Origin of the sequence: Allobosea sp. RAF48, assembly GCF_052114025.1 — a bacterium.
In the GTDB taxonomy this organism is placed as follows: Bacteria; Pseudomonadota; Alphaproteobacteria; order Rhizobiales; family Beijerinckiaceae; genus Allobosea.
The window spans coordinates 24013-42456 of the sequence record NZ_JBFRDZ010000018.1 but is presented as its reverse complement, the minus strand read 5'-3'; the positions used below and the strand labels follow the sequence as shown (position 1 = coordinate 42456).

The 18444-nt window shown below is 64.9% G+C and carries 14 protein-coding genes; 7 read left to right on the top strand and 7 right to left on the bottom strand.

What is annotated here, in order from left to right:
* Positions 1–4 precede the first annotated feature (4 nt).
* Entirely contained in the window at positions 5–1483 is a 1479-nt protein-coding gene (locus tag AB4Z10_RS25785) for an NAD-dependent succinate-semialdehyde dehydrogenase (protein WP_441473258.1), read from the bottom strand.
* A gap of 126 nt (positions 1484–1609) precedes the next feature.
* Between AB4Z10_RS25785 and AB4Z10_RS25780 the strand changes: the two genes are divergently transcribed.
* From AB4Z10_RS25780 to AB4Z10_RS25770, 3 genes are all read left to right on the top strand, one after another.
* Positions 1610–2077 carry an Lrp/AsnC family transcriptional regulator gene (locus AB4Z10_RS25780; RefSeq protein WP_441473257.1) on the top strand — a complete coding sequence of 156 codons (468 nt, stop codon included), beginning with the start codon at positions 1610–1612 and terminating at the stop codon, positions 2075–2077.
* Between the two features lie 506 nt (positions 2078–2583).
* A complete protein-coding gene (locus tag AB4Z10_RS25775) occupies positions 2584–3819 on the top strand; it encodes an efflux RND transporter periplasmic adaptor subunit (protein ID WP_441473256.1) in 1236 nt (411 codons plus the stop codon).
* Between the two features lie 3 nt (positions 3820–3822).
* Positions 3823–6960, top strand: a complete 3138-nt coding sequence (locus AB4Z10_RS25770) for an efflux RND transporter permease subunit (protein ID WP_441473255.1) — start codon at positions 3823–3825, stop codon at positions 6958–6960.
* A 77-nt stretch (positions 6961–7037) separates the two neighbouring features.
* Here AB4Z10_RS25770 and AB4Z10_RS25765 read toward each other — a convergent pair whose 3' ends face one another.
* Positions 7038–8399, bottom strand: a complete 1362-nt coding sequence (locus tag AB4Z10_RS25765; protein WP_441473308.1) for a hemolysin family protein — start codon at positions 8397–8399, stop codon at positions 7038–7040.
* Positions 8400–8617: 218 nt separating this feature from the next.
* Between AB4Z10_RS25765 and AB4Z10_RS25760 the strand changes: the two genes are divergently transcribed.
* The 3 genes from AB4Z10_RS25760 to AB4Z10_RS25750 all read left to right on the top strand — a co-directional run bounded on the left by AB4Z10_RS25760 (position 8618) and on the right by AB4Z10_RS25750 (position 10382).
* Positions 8618–8899, top strand: a complete 282-nt coding sequence (locus AB4Z10_RS25760) for a hypothetical protein (protein ID WP_441473254.1) — start codon at positions 8618–8620, stop codon at positions 8897–8899.
* Between the two features lie 363 nt (positions 8900–9262).
* A complete protein-coding gene (locus AB4Z10_RS25755) occupies positions 9263–9682 on the top strand; it encodes a VanZ family protein (RefSeq protein ID WP_441473253.1) in 420 nt (139 codons plus the stop codon).
* On the top strand, positions 9645–10382 hold the full coding sequence (locus AB4Z10_RS25750) for a histidine phosphatase family protein (protein ID WP_441473252.1): 738 nt from the start codon (positions 9645–9647) through the stop codon (positions 10380–10382). Before AB4Z10_RS25755 ends, AB4Z10_RS25750 begins: the two co-directional genes overlap by 38 nt.
* 170 nt (positions 10383–10552) lie before the next feature.
* Here the strand turns inward: AB4Z10_RS25750 and AB4Z10_RS25745 are convergent, their stop codons facing one another.
* Positions 10553–11512 (bottom strand): carbon-nitrogen hydrolase family protein, encoded by a 960-nt coding sequence (locus tag AB4Z10_RS25745; protein ID WP_441473251.1) that lies wholly within the window; start codon positions 11510–11512, stop codon positions 10553–10555.
* 85 nt (positions 11513–11597) lie between these two features.
* On the opposite strand from AB4Z10_RS25745, the gene AB4Z10_RS25740 reads away from it, so the two are divergent.
* Positions 11598–12488, top strand: coding sequence for a LysR family transcriptional regulator (locus tag AB4Z10_RS25740; RefSeq protein ID WP_441473250.1), 891 nt, complete (start codon positions 11598–11600; stop codon positions 12486–12488).
* An 86-nt stretch (positions 12489–12574) separates the two neighbouring features.
* Here AB4Z10_RS25740 and AB4Z10_RS25735 read toward each other — a convergent pair whose 3' ends face one another.
* The 4 genes from AB4Z10_RS25735 to AB4Z10_RS25720 form a co-directional block, all read right to left on the bottom strand.
* Positions 12575–14305 (bottom strand): ABC transporter ATP-binding protein/permease, encoded by a 1731-nt coding sequence (locus AB4Z10_RS25735; RefSeq protein ID WP_441473249.1) that lies wholly within the window; start codon positions 14303–14305, stop codon positions 12575–12577.
* Positions 14302–15198 carry a ChaN family lipoprotein gene (locus AB4Z10_RS25730; protein WP_441473248.1) on the bottom strand — a complete coding sequence of 299 codons (897 nt, stop codon included), beginning with the start codon at positions 15196–15198 and terminating at the stop codon, positions 14302–14304. The genes AB4Z10_RS25735 and AB4Z10_RS25730 overlap by 4 nt, the downstream gene beginning before the upstream one ends.
* Complete coding sequence (locus tag AB4Z10_RS25725; protein ID WP_441473247.1) at positions 15182–15934, bottom strand: ChuX/HutX family heme-like substrate-binding protein; 753 nt, start codon at positions 15932–15934, stop codon at positions 15182–15184. The genes AB4Z10_RS25730 and AB4Z10_RS25725 overlap by 17 nt, the downstream gene beginning before the upstream one ends.
* An 87-nt stretch (positions 15935–16021) precedes the next feature.
* Positions 16022–18268 carry a TonB-dependent hemoglobin/transferrin/lactoferrin family receptor gene (locus AB4Z10_RS25720; protein ID WP_441473246.1) on the bottom strand — a complete coding sequence of 749 codons (2247 nt, stop codon included), beginning with the start codon at positions 18266–18268 and terminating at the stop codon, positions 16022–16024.
* Between the last annotated feature and the right edge of the window lie 176 nt (positions 18269–18444).

Here is an 18444-nt window from a genome sequence, read left to right as displayed (position 1 = left end):
TTGATTACGCTGCCAGATTGCCGAAGCAGACATATTTCGCTTCGAGATACTCGCTGAGGCCGTGGCGCGAGCCCTCGCGGCCGAGTCCGGACTGCTTCCAGCCGCCGAAGGGAACGGGCGCGCCCGTGAATTTCGGCGTGTTGACCGCGACCATGCCGTATTCGAGCGCATCGGTGAGGCGCATCGCCCGGCGCAGATCCTCGGTATAGAGATAGGCAGCGAGGCCCATCTCGGTCGCATTGGCGCGGGCTGCGACCTCCTCCTCCGTGTCGAAGGGCAGAATCGCGGCTACCGGACCGAAGGTCTCCTCGCGGGCGATGGTCATGTCATCGGTCACATCGGCCAGCACGGCGGGCTGGACGAAATTGCCGCCGAACGGGCTGTCCTGGCCGCCTGCGACCAGCCGGGCGCCGGCCGCCACCGCCTGCGCGATGTGCAGGCGGCACTTTTCAGCGACCGAGGGCCGCGTCATCGGGCCGATATCGACGCCCTCCTCCAGCCCGTGCCCGACCTTGAGGCGGGCCGTCGCTTCCGCATAAGCCGCGACGAAGCGCCGATAGACGCCGCGCTGGACATAGATGCGGTTGGCGGCGAGGCAATCCTGTCCCGAAGTCGCGAACTTGGCGGCGATGCCGCCGATGACCGCCTGATCCAGCGGAGCGTCGTCGAAGACGATGAAGGGCGCGTGGCCGCCGAGCTCCAGCGAAGTGCGCTTCACCGTCTGTGCCGCCTGGCCGAGCAGGAGACGGCCCACCTCCGTCGAACCGGTGAAGGAGAAGGCGCGGATTTCCGTATGCGCCAACAGACGATGCGCCATCGGCGCGGCCTCGCCGGTCAGCACCTGGAAGACGCCCTTCGGGAAGCCGACCTCCTCTGCCAGCTTCGCCAGCGCCAGCGCCGAGAGCGGGGTTTCGGGAGCGGGCTTCACCGCCATCGCGCAGCCGGCGGCCAGCGCCGCGCCGGCCTTGCGGGTGATCATCGCGCTCGGGAAGTTCCAGGGCGTCACGGCAGCGGCGACGCCGATCGGCTGCATCTGCACCGAGAGCCGGCTGCCGGGCATATGGCTCGGGATGGTCTCGCCATAGCTGCGCTCGCCTTCGGCGGCGAACCAATCGAGGAAGGCGGCGGCATAGGCGATCTCGCCATGGGACTCGGCGAGCGGCTTGCCCTGCTCGGCGGTCATGATGACGGCGAGATCGTCGACATTGCGCCGCATCGCCACCGCCCAGTCGCGCAGCAGGCGGCCGCGCGCGATAGGCAGGATATCGCGCCAGAGCTTCTGGGCCGCGACCGCGGCGGCAACCACCTCATCCACGGCTTCCAGCGGCAGCGAAGCGACGCTCACGATCGTCTCCTGCGTCGCGGGATCGACGACCGCGATATGCTCGGCCGCGTCGCGCCAGCTTCCATCCACGAAAGCCCGGCTCTCCAGCAAGTCGGCACGCTTCAGCTCTTTCAGCGCTTTCGCGGATAAACCCCGCATCGCATCCTCCGCTTCGATGATTGAACGGCGGGGAGGCTAACGTGGAGAATGCCGCCTATGCCGCCGAAACAGGCGATTTCGCGAGGAATTTCGGCTTAGATCAACGGAGCGGCGCAGGGATTCGGCATGCTTGAACTCGACAGGCTGGATCGCAGACTTCTCGATGCGGTACAGCAGAACAATCGGTTGACGACGGCCGAGCTCGGCGAGCGCGTCGGCCTCTCGGCAACGGCTTGCCAGCGTCGCCTCAAGCACCTGCGCGATGCCGGCGTGATCGAGGCGGACGTCGCAATCGTTTCGCCGCGCGCCGTCGGGAGGCCGCTCTCGATGCTGGTGCTGGTGACGCTGGAGCGCGAGCGGGCCGACATCGTCGACCGCTTCAAGGCCTCGATCCGGGCGACGAAGGAAGTGATGATCGGCTTCTACGTCACCGGTGACGCTGATTTCGTGCTCCATGTCACAGCGAAGGACATGGAGGATTACGAGCGCTTCACCCGCCGGTTCTTCTACGAAAACCCCGACATCAAGGGCTTCAAGACTATGGTGGTGATGGACCGGGTCAAGGCGAGCTTCGCCCTCCCGATCGATCCGTGACCGGAAGGGCAGCGGCGTGGGCGGACATTTGCGACTCGACCGGATCGACCTCAACATCCTCGCGCAATTGCAGCTGGATGGGGCGCAGACCAATCGGGGCGCAACTTTGCGAGCCGTTTGACATGGATGCCCCCGCCAGAGGATCTGCATTGCTGGTGCTGCAGGGGTTTTGCACTGGCGATCCGATGCTTGCCCGACGCGCACCGCGGCCGCCGCCCGCGTCACAAGATCGAGAGCGAATTCGGCCGGACCAAAGGCCGGCGGCGAATTGCGCGGCGTTGCAGGCGCTGCATTCGCGCCGCTTTTACAGCATTTTCTGACGCTCCGGGTGCTGCTTTCCGGCTCCGCCGGCCAAATCTCTGTCGCGAGCCGCGGTGGATCGGCTCGCAGATTGACGATGTCGTCTCGGAAACCCACCGACGGGCGCCGCGTTGTTCCCGCACAGTCGTGAGGGGCATCGCTGCGGCGCCACGGGGTGACGCCTTCGTCTTTCGGCGGATGCGAGCATGGTCGAGAATGGGAAGAATGGACGCAAGCACCGCGGCCGCGGTTGGCTGCTTGTCGCCATGCTGGCTGTTGCGATCCTTGGCTATCAGGGCTGGCGCGAATGGGGAGGCCATGCCTCCACCGGCAGCACCGCGACCGGGCCGGCCGCGCCACCGCGAATTCCGGTCGCCTATTCCAATGTCCGCGAAGCTGACTATCCCGTCTATGTCCATGGCATTGGCACGGTTTCGGCTTTCAAGACCGTGACGGTCAAAAGCCGCGTCGACGGGGCGATCACCAAGGTACTGTTCAGGCAAGGCCAGATCGTTCGCCAGGGTGACCCGCTGGTCGAAATCGACCGGCGCCCCTATCAGGCTTCTTTCGATCAGGTCGTCGCCAAGAAGGCCCAGGATCAAGCCAATCTGAAGAACAACCAGCTCATTCTCGAGCGCTACCAGTCACTCGTCGCAAAAGACTTCCAGTCGCGCGAGAATCTCGACACGCAGCAAGCGCTGGTCGAACAGCTCAAGGCACAAATCCAAGGCGATCAGGCTGCGATCGATAGCGCCAAGGTCAATCTGGACTATGCGACCATCAGCTCCCCGATCACCGGTCGGGTCGGGTTTCGGCTGATCGATCCCGGCAACATCGTCCATGCGGCCGACTCGACCGGCATCGTCACCATCGCCCAGCTGCAGCCGATTGCGGTCGAATTCACCGCCCCGCAGGATCGTCTCCAGGCGATCGCCAAGGCTTTCGACGGCAGCCAAGTCCCGGTCGATGCGATTTCCTCGGACGGCAGGCGGACGCTGGCGCACGGCCAGCTCGTCGCCATCAACAACACCGTCGATCTCGCCAGCGGCACGATCGGTCTGAAGGCACGCTTCGACAACAACGACAATGTGCTTTGGCCGGGACTTTCGGTGAGCACGCGGATGCGGATCGATACGCTCAAGCAGGTCATCCTCATTCCCGCGAATGGGGTGATGCACGGCCCCGATGGCCTGTTCACCTATGTTATCGGCGATGACAGCAAGGTGAGCGCCCGGCCGATCCAAGTCGGTGCCAGCGACGATGACCGTGCGGTGGTCCTGTCCGGGCTCGGCGTCGGGCAGAAGGTCGTGGTCGCCGGCCAGTCCCGCCTGCAGGACGGCACTCTGGTCGATGCCAGGCCGATGCTCCCCGATTCCGAAGCGCCAATGGCCTCGAATGCCTCCGCAGAAATAGCCCCGGCCTCGGCGAAGAGGGCGGACTGAGCTATGGCCAGCAAAATCTCCACTCCCTTCATCCGTTTCCCGGTCGCCACTTCGCTGCTGATGGCCGGTCTCCTCCTCGTCGGTGTCGTCGCCTATCCGCAACTGCCGGTCGCGCCATTGCCGGAGGTGGATTTCCCGACGATCCAGGTCTCGGCCAACCTGCCAGGCGCCGATCCCGCCACCATGGCAGCAACCGTCGCGCAACCGCTTGAATCCCAATTCTCACTGATTCCGGGCGTCGCGGAAATGACCTCGTCGAGCCAGGCCAACTCGACCCAGATCACTCTCCAGTTCGATCTATCGCGCAATATCGACGGCGCCGGCGCGGATGTGCTCGCCGCCATCAATGCGGCCGCCGGCCAACTGCCCAAAAACCTGCCGAGCCCGCCGACCTATCGCAAGGTCAATCCGGCCGACTCGCCGATCCTGCTGCTCAGCGCCACATCCGACAACTTGCCGCTCACTCAGGTCTCCGACGAGGCTCTCACCAAGCTCGCCCAGGCCATCAGCCAGATCGGTGGCGTCGGCCAGGTCAATGTCGGCGGCCAGCAGACGCCTTCGATCCGCGTCCAGGTCGAACCGGCGAAGCTGGCCGCGCGCGGACTATCCCTGGAAGATATACGCACGCCGCTTTCCGTCACCACCGTCAACAGCCCGAAAGGCACCATCAACGGCAGCGCACGTGCCTACACGATCTACGCCAATGACCAGCTCACCGACGCCAGGAGCTGGAACGACGTGATCATCGCCTATCGCGACGGAAACCCCGTGCGCGTGCGCGACATCGGCCAGGCCGTCAGCGCGCCGCTCGACGATACGCAAGCCGGCTGGGCCGACGGCAAGCCCGGCGTGTTCCTGGTGATCTTCAAGCAGCCCGGGGCCAATGTCATCGCCACCGTCGACAAGGTCATGGAGGCTCTGCCGCACCTGACCGCGGGCATCTCGCCCGGCATCAAGATCGGCGTGCTGTCCGACCGGACGCAGACGATCCGCGCGGCGGTCAAGGACGTCCAATTTACCCTGCTGGTGACGATCGCACTGGTCGTTCTGGTGATCTTCGTCTTCCTGCGCAGCCTCTGGGCCACCATCATCCCGTCGTTGACCGTGCCGCTCGCGCTGCTCGGCGCCTGCGCCCTTATGTGGTTCGCCGGCTACAGCCTCGACAATCTCTCGCTGATGGCGCTGACCATCGCTGTCGGCTTCGTCGTCGACGACGCCATCGTCATGCTGGAGAACATCACGCGCCATATCGAGGACGGCGAGGAGCCTATGGCCGCCGCCATCAAGGGCACGAGCGAGATCGGGTTCACCATCCTGTCGATCTCGATCTCCCTGGTGGCCGTGCTGATCCCGCTGCTGCTGATGGGCGGGATCATCGGCCGGCTGTTCCGCGAATTCTCGGTCACGCTGGCAATGGCCATCCTCGCTTCCGCGGTGATCTCGCTGACCCTGACGCCGATGATGGCTTCGCGCTTCATGAAGCCGCTCCGCGAAGTGCATCACGGCCGGATCTATCAGGCCAGCGACAAGCTGTTCCGGGCGCTCGCTGGCGCCTACGAGCGCAGCCTCGATGTGGCGTTGCGCTTCCGCTTCGCCACGCTGATGGTGTTTTTCGCGACGCTCGCGCTGACCGTCTACCTGTTCGTCATCATCCCGAAGGGCTTCTTTCCACAGCAGGATACAGGCCTGATCACCGGTGTGATCGAGACCGCCCAGGACACCTCCATCGGGGCCATGGCCCGGCATATGGAGGATGTCGGCGCGATCGTCCTCAAGGACCCGGCTGTCGATCATATGGCGATGCGCATGGGCGGAACCGGCGGCACCCTCAATGACGGCCTCATGTACATCACGCTGAAGCCGCGGGAGGAACGCACGGCCTCGGCCGACGAGGTGATCCGCCGGCTGCGCGCGCAAACCGGCCGGCTGGAAGGCGCCAGCCTCTACCTTCAGGCGGCGCAGGATGTGCGCGTCGGCGGCCGGCCCTCGCGCACGCAGTTCCAGTTCACGCTTCAGGGCACCGACGTCGCCCAGCTCGACGAATGGGCTCCCAAGCTGCTCGCCAGGATGAAGGCGATGCCGGAGCTGCGCGATGTCGCCTCCGACCAGCAGGCAGCCGGCTCCACTCTGACCCTGACGTTCGATCGCGACCAGGCCGCTCGCTATGGGCTCACGCCGGACGTCATCGACGCCACGCTCTACGACGCCTTCGGGCAGCGGCAGATCGCCAGCGACGCGACGCAGCTTTCGACCTACTATGTAGTTCTTGAGGTGCTGCCCTCGCTGCAGCAGAAGATCGCGACGCTCGATCAGATCTACCTGCGTTCCGCGACGACCGGCGGCAACGTACCGCTCGCGGCCATCGCCACATGGAGCACGGTCCCGGCACAGCCGCTGGCGATCAACCATCAGGGCCAGTTCCCGGCGGTGACCATCTCCTTCAACCTGGCGCCGGGCATCGCGCTTGGGCAGGCGACTGCCGCCATCGGCGGCCTGCAAAATGCGATGGATTTGCCCGCGACGATCACGACGTCGTTCCAGGGCACGGCGCAGGCCTTCCAGGACTCGCTCGCCTCGGTGCCGATGCTGATCGCTGCGGCGCTGGTCGTGGTCTATCTGATCCTCGGCATCCTCTACGAGAGCTACATTCACCCGCTCACCATCCTCTCCACCTTGCCTTCGGCCGGTGTCGGCGCGCTTGCGACCTTGCTGCTCTTTGGCTTCGATTTCAGCCTGATCGCACTGATCGGCCTCATCCTGCTGATCGGCATCGTGAAGAAGAACGGCATCATGATGGTCGACTTCGCGATTGCCGCCGAGCGCGAGCAGGGCTTGTCCTCGCTGGAGGCGATCCGCCGCGCCTGCCTGCTGCGCTTCCGCCCGATCCTCATGACCACCATGGCCGCCCTCCTCGGTGGCGTGCCACTGATGCTCGGCCACGGTACGGGCTCCGAGATCCGCCAGCCTCTCGGCTACGCCATGGTCGGTGGCCTCTTCGTCAGCCAGTTGCTGACCCTGTTCACGACGCCGGTGATCTATCTCTATCTGGACGCGTTCTCGAACTGGCTCGTCCCGACGCGCAGCGCGAAAGCTGCCGGGATCGAAGAAGGACATCGGGCGGTCGCCAATACCGATGCCTGACGGCGGCCGAGCGCAGCCAGCCTGGACGCGTTCGACCAATCGCAACGGCAAATTTGCTTCGCGACGACGAGCGGAGGCTATTTTGCTGTACCTCCCGGCCCCGCATCAGGTCCGGCCGCTGTCATGGCGTGGCTTGCGAGCAGCTTGTCGATCCGGCGCCCGTCCATATCGACGATCTCGAAACGCCAGCCTTCATAGGTGAAGGAATCTCCGACCTCCGGGAGGCGTTCGAGCTGGGTCAGCGCAAACCCGGCTATGGTGTGAAAATCGCCGTCGACGGCGTCCAGGCGAAGGCCGAGTCGTTCGAAGGCTTGATGGGCAGGCATCATCCCGTCGATCAGCAGCGAGCCATCCTCCCGTTCGATGAGATCGGGCTCCTCGGTATCGGAATGGGGGAGATTCCCTGCCAAGGCCTCCAGAAGGTCGGTCTGCGTAACGATGCCTTCAAGGCCGCCGAACTCGTCGATGACGAGCGCAAGGCGAACGGGTGCCCGCTTGAATTCCTCCAATGCCCGGAAGATGCGTATTCCCTCGTGCAGAACGAGCGGAGAGCGGATGACGGCCGTCGGGTCGATGGACGAGCCGTCGAGCACCTGGTCGAGAAGATCCTTTTTGAGGACCATCCCCAACGGCTCATCGATCCCGCCGCGACCAACCAGCAACTGTTCGTGACGGCACTCACGAAGGATCCTCAGGGTCTCCTCGGGATCGTCATCGAGGTCGATCCAGTCGACATCGCGCCGGGGCGTCATGATGTCAGAGATACGGCGGTCGCCGATGCTCAGGACACGGGCGACGACCTCCTGCTGCTCCAATTCGAGGATGCCCGCTTCCTGGCTGGCTCGAATCAGCAGCTTGAGCTCTTCGGGAGAATGCAGCGCACCCTCCCCGCCTCCCGGTCGAAGGCCGCATAACCGCAGCACCAGATTGCCGAGACCGTTCAGGACCATGATCGCGGGCTTGAGCAGGAACAGGAAGAGGCCGAGCGGCCTCACCACCCAGAGGGCCGTGCCTTCGCTGCGCTGGAGCGCAAGGCTTTTCGGCGCCAGCTCTCCCAGAACGATGTGCAGCGCCGTGATGATGATGAAGGAGATCACGATGGCGATCGCATGCGAACTCGTCGTCGCGAGAGCGCCCGGCAGTCCCTGAAGCACGGGCTCGATCAGGTGAGCCAGGGCTGGCTCGCCGACCCAACCAAGTGCGAGCGAGGAGATGGTGATCCCCAGTTGCGTCGCGGCCAGATTGGCATCGAGGCCGTCTACCGCCCTCTTTAGCGCGATCGCATTCACGCGTCCGGCCGCCACGAGCTCCGTGACACGGCTGCGCCGAACCGAAACGAGGGAAAATTCAGCCGCGACGAAAAAGCCGTTCGCGGCGACGAGAAACAGAACAGCCAATATGCCGAGGATATCGAACATACTGCCACCGGGGCTGGACATGAACTCCCTTCTTGCGGACGGAGCCGCACCATTGCTGATTGGATTCTGCACCCTATAGCACGAGCGGACCGCATCCGCCCTGCGGAGGGTCGCCGGCGAGCCAATCGGGATAGCGTTCGGAGAACTGACCGAAAGCAGCGCCGGCCGCATGGCAAGCCAGACAATTCGTCTCCCTGCCGCTATTCTAGGTTTCGGAACAGGATCGGCCGAGGTGACCTATGTTCGAAGCCGTCAAAGAGAAAATTGAAGCGGAAATCGTCTCGCTGGTGAGCCAGAACGAGCATCTCCTGAAAGACTTCGCGGGACAGAAGGCGTCCGATCTCGTCAACGACGATGCCGCCATGCGCGATCTCGCCCTAAGGCTCTACGGCCTGCTGCCGGCCATGCTGAAGTCTATCGTCGGGCAGGATATCTTCATCGCCTTCGTGCTCGATAATCGCCAGCGGCTCATCGAGGCCATCACAGCGGCAACGCAGGAGCCCGGCGGCAAAGGCGCCTGATCTCCTCGATGGAGCGACCTGGACTCGGGCCGATGAGGTCGTGGTGCCGGTTGCCCAAGCCTCTGTGAGCCGGCGTTCCGCCCCGCACCGCGCAGCCAGCATTTCGCATGCCGACCACCTGCCGAATCTCTTGAACAGCAAATTTGCGCCTTGGTCCAACAATGGACCCATTTTCCTTCAGAATTTCATTTGTCAGAACTTGGCCTGGCGGCAGCAGGGGCAGGTCGATCGTGCGGGAAACGACGAAGTTGATGCTCCCAACCGGTAAAGCTGAGCGAGGAGCGCAAAGCCCCCTGCCCCCTGCCAGTGCAAGGAAGTACATTTTCCGTCCGAGGACAGTGGAATTGAGCCTCGGCGAAGCGTTTGCGTTCCCTGTCCCGCATTCTGGCTGACTTTCGGGCTTCCGCCTTGCCGCCCTTCCTCGAAAGATTCCGTCAGGCAGCGCTCATCCTGGGCTGGATTGCTCTCGCAGCGATCGTCTTCGCCACGCTGTCCCCGATCGAGCTGCGCCCGCACATCCCCGGACTTCAGCCCGATAGCGAACGCCTTCTGGCGTATTTCGCGGCAAGCGCATTATTGATTTTTGCTTATCCGCGAAAGCGCTTGGTCGTTTTGAGCGCCATCGTTCTCATCGCGTTCGGGCTCGAATGGCTTCAAACACTCGAGGCAACCCGCCATGGCCGACCGCATGATGCCATCGTCAAGGCGATTGGCGCGGTGACCGGAGCCTGCTTGGCGATGCTGTGTGAGCGCGCATTGCGCTGCTTTGGGTTGCCGCGGTGAACTCCTCGTCGAATGGATACAATCTCGATCGGCCCGATGGGCATCACAGGAGACTTTTATCGCGATGCAACGCAGCAGAGGACATGGCCCGAGATCGGCAACCATCCTGGCGGTGCTCGCGTTTGGCGGAGCAGGCGGCGGCTACGCCTGCGCGGCGCCTGTGACGCAAACGATCGTGTTGATCCGGCACGGCGAAAAGCCGAAGGGCGGATTGGGCCGGCTCGACTGCCGCGGATTGAGCCGCGCGAACGCCCTGCCGCCGGTCCTTGCAAAGCAATTCGGCCGCTTCGACGCGATCTTCGCTCCCGATCCCGAGCGGCAGAAGAAGGACGAGGGAATCAAATATCGATATCTGCGCCCCCTGGAGACTGTCGCGCCTCTCTCCAAGGCGACCGGGGTGCCGGTCGAGACGCAGTTCGGCTACAAGGAGATCGACAAGCTCGAAAAGGCGCTGCAATCCCCTGACTATAGAAGCGCGACTTTGCTGATCGCGTGGGAACACAAGCAGTTGGTCAAGCTGGCTCGCAACCTCCTTGACCACCACGGCGGCGATCCTCGCCAGGTCGAAAAATGGCCGGGCAACGATTTCGACAGCATCTATGTCGTCCGGATCGTCCGGGATGGCTCCGCGACACAGGCGCTTTTCAAGCACGGCATTCAGGGCCTGGACGGCGCGAGCGAAGCCTGCACTGGGGGCTAGACACCGCCTGACGAGCGACATTGGCTGCCAAGAGCATGCGCGTGAAATCGAGCATTTCCATCAGGCAACCCTCGGCTCTTTCGTCCTTCAAAGCCCTCAGTTCTCGTGCTCCCGAACTTCGCCGCTCCAACAGTTTTAGGTGCATGGCGATGGATTGCGGGGGGATAATGTCACGCGTCCTCGAACGAAACGAGACTCTGGCGCCGCCGATCGACGACCAGGCGCGTCACATCCGGTCGAGCATAATGCCCCGCCTGATCGAAGTTCTGGCGTTCCCGGCGCACCAGGCGGTGGTCGAGCTGCGCCACCAGCAGTTCCTCGCGCCCCGTCACGGGCTCCACCACCCAATCGCCGTCGGGGCCGGCAATGCAGGATCCACCGTCGGCCAGCCAGTCGGGGCAGCCCCGCTCCAGCATCGCGGCCGCCGGACTGTCCGAGGGCACATCCGCTCGCCGCATCAGCCCCGACACGGCCAGCACATAGCTGCGCCCCTCCCGGGCGAGGAAGCGAGTCGTATCCTGTGTGTTGCGGCGATTGCCGGGCCAAAGGGCCACATGCAGGTCCTCGCCCTGCGCATAGAGCGCCGCCCGGGACAGCGGCATCCAGTTCTCGTAGCAGTTCAGCCCTCCGACCGTGAAAGGGCCCACGGGGTGAACGCAGAGACCGTGCCCATCGCCGGGCGCCCAGCTCAACCGCTCCTCATAGGTCGGCATCAGCTTGCGATGGACCGAGGCGACCTTGCCGTCGGCGCCGATGTGAACACGCGAGCAATAGACGCTGTGCCCACCTCTGTCGGCCGGACGCTCGATCGCGCCCAGCATGACGGCGATGCCGAGCCGGGCCGCCGCCGCCCGCACCCCGTCGAGATGTCCCGCTTCGAGCTGCACCGCCTGATCGAGATAGTGCGCGTGGATTTCCTTCTGCAGGGAGGATTCGAAGCGCGCGCCGTCCGTATGCTCGATCCAGAAGGGATAGCCCGGCACCAGGGCTTCTCCGAAGACAACGAAGCCGCAGCCCGCCAGGGCCGCCCGCTCGACCCATTGCTCGATCTTTGCCAAAGTCGCATCGCGGTCCAGCCAGATCGGGGCGATCTGCGCCAACCCCACCGTCAACCCGTCTCTGTTCGTCATGATGCCCGTCCGCAGCGTTTCGGTTGCGTCAACTACCGAACCGGATCAACATCAGTCCAATTAATCGTTCTGAAATCCATCTATCATGTTAGCTAATATCACTCTGACGCAGCTCCGCTGCTTTCGCGCCGTTGCCGAGCGGGGCGGCTTCACGGCCGCAGCAAGCCAGCTCTGCCTGTCCCAGTCAGCCGTCAGCCAGGCCGTCGCGGCGCTGGAAAAGAGCCTGGGCGTCCCGCTCCTCGTACGGGGAGGCCGCGATGGCGCAACGCCGACCGCTGCGGGGGGCGAGGCTTTGGCCGAAGTGAGAACCGCACTGGCCGCTCTTGAACGCCTCGCGACCGGCGCGGCAGCCGCCGCTGGTTCTCGAAGCCTGACCGGCATCCTGCGCGTCGGCGTCGTGCAGAGCGCCGCCGTGCAACTGCTGCCGGACTGGATGCGGCGCCTGCGCAGCGAGCACCCGGGCATCACCGTGATACTCCATGAAGGCACGGATCCGGAGGTGACGAGCTGGGTCCTGTCCGACGTGGCCGAGATCGGCGTGACCAGCCGGACCCATGCGAGCCTCTCGTCCCGCGCGGTTGTCCAGGACGACTATGTCGTCGTCGTTCCGGACGGCCACGCCTTCGCCAATCGGCGCGAGGTTGCGCTGAAGGAGCTCGACGGGCAGCGCATGCTGCTGTCGGGTGGTGGCTGCGAGACGCTGATCCAGGAGCTCCTGGCCTTGGCCGGAAGCAACCCCGAGATCGTCTGTCTCGTACGCGACAACGCGACCCTGGCGAGCATGGTGCGCGGAGGTCTGGGGCTGACGATCATGCCCGAGCTCGCCCTGCCGGCGGACCGCCATGGCATACAGGTTCTCGGCCTGCGGCCGAACGTCCGCCGCACGCTGCATCTGCTGACCAAGCCGCGCGACGCGCTCGGTCCCGTCGCGCTCGCTTTCGCCGATATGGTGGAACGGACGGAGCGCGCCAGTTGATTGCGCCCTGCTTCCGGACGGTCTCGCGCATTCGGTAGCTTTTTGACCGGGCCGATCGGACCAGCTCGCGCGTCCCGGCAGCAGCCTCAGGCCGGCAGCGGCGCGAGCCGGGACATCGGATTGCCGGCCGAAGCAAGGCCGGGCAGCGAGATTCGTTCGATATCGCCGAGGCCCGCCGGCTCACGATGGGCGATCGCGATCACGGTCACGCCCGGTAGGGCCGCGCGGACGGCCTCCAGCACCTGCTTCTCGCCGGCCAGATCAAGCGCGCTCGTGGCCTCGTCCAGCACCAGCCAGTCTGGCCGCTGCAGCAAGGCGCGCGCCAGAGCGAAGCGCTGCCGTTCGCCGCCGGAGAACCCGCGCCTGGCATCGGCCCAACCCTGATCGTCAAAGGACCACAGCCCTTCGAGCCCGACGGATCCGAGCGCCTGCCGCAGTGCTTCGTCGCCGATCGCGCCAGGCGGCTGGGGGTAGGACAGAGCTGTGCGCAGGTCGCCGAGCGGGAGATAGGGTTGCTGCGGCAGCACGAGGATTCGCCCTTCCGGCCGTTCGATCCGCCCCTCGCCGTGACGCCACAGCCCGGCCATCGCCTTCGCCAGGGTGCTCTTGCCGTGGCCGGAGGGAGCCGAGAGCCAGTAATTGCGCCCCGCTTCCAGCGTCAGCTCCGGCCACGGCGTCAACCGGCGCCCGGCTGGCGTCTCGAGCGCGATGTCCCGAAGCCTCAGCCTCGCATCCGCCGTGGTGTGCAGGCTCGGGCGCAGCGCCGGCGCGGCTTCCGCCTCCGCCACCCTGATGAAATGCGACAGGCGGCTGGCTGCCGCGGCGAGCTCGGTGAGGTCGCGATAGGAGAATACGAACCAGGAGAGCGTCGTCACGACGTTCTGGAAGGCCGAGCCGATCTGCATCAGCCCGCCGAAAGTGACACGCCCGGCGAGATAGGCCGGCAGCGCCAGGAATAGACGAATGCGCAGCACGGTCTGGAAATAGGGTCGGGTGAACAGGCCCAGGATCAGGTCGCGATTGGCGAGGCTGCGCCAGTTCTGGACGATCGCGGCGAAGCGCTCGCGCATCAGGCGTCGCTCTGCCGGCTCGCCATCGGCCAGCGCCACCGCCTCGACATGCTCGCGCAGCCTGACCAGCGCGAAGCGGAAATCCGCCTCGCGGCGCTGCTGCTCGACGGAAAGCGCCTTGAGCGGCCGGCCAAGGAGATGGGTGATCCCGCTGGCGATCGCGACATAGAGCGGCGCTGCCCAGACCATGTAGCGGGGGATCTCGACGGAAAAGCCCAGAGCGCTGAGCGCAAGCGGGAAGGTCGAAAGCGACCACAGGATCCCGAGATAGGTGACGAGCGCGACGATATTGGTGGCAAGTTCGAGCCCTTCGCTGGTCAGCTTGTCAACGAAGATGCGGCAATCTTCGGCGATGCGCTGGTCGGGATTGTCGAGCCCGTGGTCGGTGCGCTCCCGCAAATGCCAGAAGGCCTTGCCGGTAAGCCAGCGGTCAAGCGCAGCCTCGGTCAGGGTGCGCCGCCAGCGGATCTGCAGCATCTTGCGCAGATAGGTGCTGCTGAGATGCAGCGCGACGCTGATCGCGATGAGCCCGAAGAAGATTCCCACTTGCCGCAAGGCGCCATCGACATCGAGCTTCTGCAAGGCGTTGTAGAAATCCGCCGTCCACGAGATGAGCCGCACGCCGACCTGCACGCCGGCCAACCCCAGCCCGAAAATCAGCCCGAAATAGAGCGCGCCGACCCTGCCGCCGGGGCCGGCGATGCACAGACGCGTCAGCCAGGCGATCTGGGAAAGGACGGCCCTCATGATGCGGCTCGCGGCAGGGCGCGCCGCGATTGCGGCGGCTCCGGCATGTCGAGGCGGAACACGGCGTCGGCGATGCCCCGCAGGGCCGCGGCATCGTGCTCGGCCTCGCTCGTCGGCAGCAGCACCGCGACATCCTCGATGCCGAGATCGCGGAGCTGATGCGGCGTACCATGCCCGTATTCGAGATGGCCCCGGCCGATGATGCCGATGACCAGCGGATCGTCCGTCGCCTCGGCCAGATGATCGGCGATGCGGCAGGCGAAGGCGCGGTCCCAACATTGCTGCGCACGGACGAAACGGTCGAAGCGTTCCGGCGCCATCGCTTCCGGCCGATCGGGCCCGGCGAAGCGGCCGGTGATTGCGGCGAGGTAGTCGCGATAAGCCTCGGTCGCAGGCGCCGCCGGGGTGACGCCGTCGCGCTCCTCGACGGGGATGGCCTCCCAGCCCAGCTGACCGACGCGCGTCACCAGCGGCCGGTGGCAGTTCAGGGCCAGCATCTTCACGCGCTGCTGCCGGCAGAAATGGAAGAGTGGCAGGTAGAGCTCCGGATCGAAACCCCAGACCTGTGTCCATTCGCTGCGCTCGATAAAGGTCGCGGTGTCCATTGCGCCATCGACCCAGGCGTCGAGGATCGGCTGGATGCGCAGCGGAAACATCTCGAAGCCAACGGCGAGCGCCGGCCGCAGCATGTGCAGGACCGCTGTAACATGCAGCTGCCAGCGATGGATCTCGGCGACGTCATGCGTCTCGCCGAGCAGGACGACGCGCTTGCGCGCCATCGCCTGCATCAGTTCGCCGTGCGGCAGCGGGCCGCCCGTTTCCGGGCAGAGCCAGCTCGCGCGCGGATGTGCATGACGCCCGCCCCTGCCCTCCCATTCAGCTGCGAGCGGCATGGCTTTCCGGGACCTTGGCGAAGGCTGCGGCGGGCCCCCTCAGGACGAGACCGAAAGGCTTGCCTTCGCTGTCGAGGGCCTGGAGCGTGACGGTTCCGCCGCTTTCGCTGCGCTGCCAGCTCGCGACGGCACCGGCCCTGAGATGGAGGTGAAAGTCGGGCTGCATGATGTTGACGAAGCCCATCGCCGGCTTCGGCTCGGGCAGCACGGCTTCCCAGTGCTGGAACAGGCCGGGCCGCTCGATGTCGATGGCGATGGTCTCGCCGCTGTCGAGGATGGCCGCGAAGCTCCGGGCGCCGAGATCGTCCGCGGGTATGTCGGCCGCGCCGCCTGCGCCGGGCGCCTCGCGCATGGCCGGCTCCAGAGGCTCGCCTGCGCCGAAGGCTGCCAACGCCTTGTCGAACGGCTCCAGCCCGTCGAGGCCGATCAGGCTGAACAGGGTCTCGCCATTGGCATCCTGACATTCCAGGCGCGGCAGCACACGCTCGCGCATCTTGCTGGTCCGGTCGGCGACGATGCGCACGACCGCCGTCAGGTCGATGCGGCTGTCGTGCAACGCGCCCGAAAGCCTGGCTTCGTTCCCTTCGATCGCGACCGCCTCGACCTCGCCCATACGCTCATGCGTGGCGCCGCCGGAGCGGGTGCTCAGCATGACCCGCCCCATGGCGGGCAAGCTCTTAAGGATTTCGGACGGCGCGCGCGTGAGCCGTTCGCGTGGATTGGTCTCTTGGGTCATCGTGGTCTCCAAATGAGGCGGCGCCCGGGTCTCGCCGGGAGCGCCGCCGATCCGCCGCGCCTTCGGGCGAGGCATCTCAATCGAGGGTCAGAACTCTGCAGACGCAGAGAGCTTGAATATGCGCCCCGGCGCGGTCTGCAGTTCGAGCGGGTTGGCGGCCGCGACGCTCAAGCTTGCGACCTTGTCGTAGTTCAGGACGTCGGCGAAGTAGCGCTTGTCGAAGATGTTCTGGACGCCGGCACGAAGGGTCAGGAAGCTGGTCGGCTTCCAGTTCAGATAGGCGTCAAACACCGAATAGCCGCCGGGCTTGAACGTGGTGGGTGCGTCGGCGCGCGTCGCGCCGGCCGCGAAGGTGCCGATCACCTCGGCTTCCAGTCCGTATTCCGGCATCAGGTACTTCAGGCCCGTCACCGCCTTCAGTGGGCTGACATTATAGGGGACTTCGAGCGCGCCCTGCTGCTTCCGCTGCTGGCCGTATTGATAGCTCAGCGCCAGATGGGTGACCCAGCGCTCCTGGAAGCGCCACTCGGCCGAGGCCTCGATGCCGGAGATTTTTACCCGCGCCAGGTTGCGCGAGGTGATGTCGGTCGTCCCGGGCACCTCGTAGAGCTCCTGGATGAAGTCCTTGTAGTCGGCATGGAAGACGCCGATCGAGAACCAGCCATCGGCGAAGCGTCCGCGCACGCCCGCCTCATAGGATGTGACCATTTCAGGCCGCAGATCCGGATTCGGGATCAGGTTCTGCGTGCCGAAGGGCAGCGAGGTGTAGAGCTGCTGCGCCGTCGGCATCTTGAAGCCCTGGGCGTAGCGGGCATAGAGCGAATAGGTCTCGTCGAGCTTGAAGATCGTGCCGACCTGCGGGATGAGCCGGTGCGAGTCGAGCTCGCGCGGCGCTTTTCCGGGCACGATGACATAGCCGGGGCCGACGCGCGGATCGATGTTGTAGTTCGCGTAGCGGACGCCGGGCGTGATCGTCCAGCGCCCGTTCAGGAGCTCGATCTCGTCCTGGAGATAGATGTCGGCCCGCGTCGTCGTCGCATTGGCGAAGTTGAAGCCGCCAGCGATCGCGGTCGTCGTCACACCGGTGGTCAGGTTTCTAACATCGTCGCGCCGCTCATAGTCGGTGCGCGTGACGTCGCCCTGGAAGCCGTAGGTCAGGCGGTGGAAGCTCAACCCCAGCGCGAAGCTCGACTTCGCCTGGACGTCGAGCTGCGAGAATTGCTCGGTATAGTCGAGCAGGCCGCGCGTGAAGCGCTGCTGACCATTGGCGAGCGTCTGCAGGTTGTTGGTGATGAAGGTGCGGCTCTGGGGTGTGAAAGAGGCTTGCCAGCGCAGCGAGTCGAGGAAGCTTGCGCCGACATTCCACTCATGCTCGAGCGCCAGGCGCTTGCGCGACTTGATCTGATCGCGAATGTTCGGTCCGTTGCGGATGCCCAGGCTCAAGACGTTGTAGTTGTAGAGCTGGTTCACAGTGGATTCGCTGTCGAAGTATTCGCCGGTCAGCTTGAAGGTGTGATCGGGCGTCGGCTTGAATACGATCTTGCCGAAAGCGTTCCAGACCTCGGTATCGAGCGGGTTGAGCAGATTGCAGCCGAGGAAGCGCAGGGTTGGCACCGGGCAGCCCCAGCGGCCGCCATCGGCGCGGGCATTGCCGAGCTTGGCTTCCTGCGCGTTGCGCTGGCTCACGCCGATGATCGCTTCGAGGGCGGGCGAGAAGCTGTAGGCGCCGATGCCGGTCTTGACGAAGGAGCGGTCCAGGCTGTCGTAGCTGGTGTCGAGCTTCACCGCCCAGGGCTTGTCGGCGCGGCCCTTCAGCAGGTCCTGCGGATCGAGCGTGCGATAGGCGACGATGCCGCCCAGCGCATCGGCGCCCCACAGCACCGTGCCCGGGCCGCGCACGATCTCGACGCTCTTGAGGAAAGGCAGGTCGACGAAGTCGCGGTTGCCGTCGGTGATGCGCTCGATCACGCGCGAACCGTCGACCTGCATCTGCACGCGGTTGCCGCCGACGCCGCGGATGGTGAAGCCGCCATAGTTGCCGAAGGGATCGGTCGCCGTGGTCTGGCGGTTGACGATCACGCCGGGCTCGTAGCGCACGAGGTCCTGGGTATCGCGGGTGATCCGCTGTTCCATGTCCTGCCGCGTGATGACGTTGACGGTCCCGGGCACGTCGAGAGCCTGCTTTTCGCTGCGGGTCGCCGTCACGGTGATCTGGTCGAGGGCAATCGGTTCGGCACCGCCCGGAGCAACCGGCGCCGACTGGGCATACGCGCCCGTCAATGCGGTGGAAGACAGGAAATATACAGCAATATATAGCTTAGAATTATTATTCATAATTTCGTCCCGGGTTGAATTCGGGACGAGTTATTTCTGAAAGAAGAGATTCGCAACCAACATTTGAACACAAATTGTCGATTATAAATACAATACATTCAGATCTAAATTGATATCCGAGTAATATAATGGGTAAATTGGAATTATAACAATGATTCAGAACCATCTTGATCTGA